Annotated in this window: 1 protein-coding gene; it reads left to right on the top strand. The window is 66.2% G+C overall.

Annotated elements, in window-relative coordinates; genetic code table 11:
• Positions 1 to 1,435: methyl-accepting chemotaxis protein (locus MOV75_RS37990; protein WP_247007978.1), on the top strand; the 1,435-nt coding region annotated here is incomplete at both ends.

The following is a 1,435-nucleotide window of genomic DNA, read 5'->3' as shown; positions in this document are numbered from 1 at the left end:
CGCGCAGACCCGGGTCAACGCGATTCTCGGCTCGGCCGACCTGTCCGCCGCAGATGCCTCCGACGCCGCGCAGACCGTCGGCCAGCTCGGCAACGTCGTCGCCAGCGGCAATCTCGCAGCCGCTGACATGAGTGCGGCGCTATCGGCCAACACGAGCGACAAGCTCGACGACATCCAGAAGGGATTCAAGACGGCACAGGGCCGCCTTCGCTCCAACCTTGATCTGTTGCCGGACAATCAGGGCAACAAGATGCTGCGCGAAACAGCGGAGAAGCTGCTCGCGCTCGGCACCGGCAAGACCGGCGTGTTCAATCTGCGCGAGAAGGAGCTCGATTCCGTCGACTACGGCCAGACCATCCTGGACGAGACCCGCAAACTCAATATCGGACTCGGCATCAGCGTGCAGCAGCTCGTCGACGGCGTGCAGAAGGAGACCAACAGCTCGACCTCCCAGGCGCAGCGGGAGACCTCGCTCGCGACGACCGTGATGCTGGCGCTCGGCTCGCTGATGCTGGTCGGCTCGGCGCTGTTCGTCTGGCTCTATGTCGGCCGCAACATCCTGCGCCGCATCCGTGAGCTTCAGCGCACCATGCAGCTGCTGTCGGCCGGCGACCTCGACACCGAGATCGTCCGTTCCCGGCAAAACGATGAGATCGGCGTGATGAAGGAAACACTGACCGTGTTCCGCGACAGCATGATCGAAGCACGGGCGCTCGCCGGCGAGCAGGAAAAAGACCGTGTCGCCAAGGCCGAGCGGGCCGCGCGCATGGAAGCGAAGATCGCCGAATTCGAAAACACGGTGCGCTCGGCGCTCGACAATCTGGCGCAGTCGGCCAATTCGATGCAATCGACCGCGCAGAGCATGTCGACGACCGCCGACCAGTCCAACGCGCTGGTCAATGCGGTCGCCTCCGCCGCCGAAGAGACCTCGGTCAACGTGCAAACCGTGTCGTCGGGCACCGAGCAGCTGTCCTCCTCGATCGAGGAGATCAGCAGGCAGGTCGTCACTTCGGCCGCGATCGCCAAGAAGGCGGTCGACGAGGCCGGCGCCACCGACGCCACGGTGCAGAGCCTCGCCGACAGCGCGAGCCGCATCAGCGTCGTGGTCGATTTGATCCAGACCATCGCCTCGCAGACCAACCTGCTCGCGCTCAACGCCACCATCGAGGCGGCGCGTGCGGGCGAGGCCGGCCGCGGCTTCGCCGTGGTTGCCTCCGAGGTGAAGAGTCTCGCGAGCCAGACCGCCAAGGCGACGGAGGAAATCCGCACCCAGATCGCCAGCATGCAGGACATCACGACATCGGCGGTCGGCGCCATCCAGGGCATCGGCCGGATCATCGGCGAGATCGACGGCGTGACCACGACGATCGCGGCCGCGGTCGAGGAGCAGGGCGCTGCCACCCGCGAGATCGCGCGCAACATCCAGCATGCGGCC

It is taken from the genome of Bradyrhizobium sp. PRIMUS42, assembly GCF_023006515.1.
GTDB lineage: Bacteria > Pseudomonadota > Alphaproteobacteria > Rhizobiales > Xanthobacteraceae > Bradyrhizobium.
This window is presented reverse-complemented; position numbering and strand designations above follow the sequence as displayed.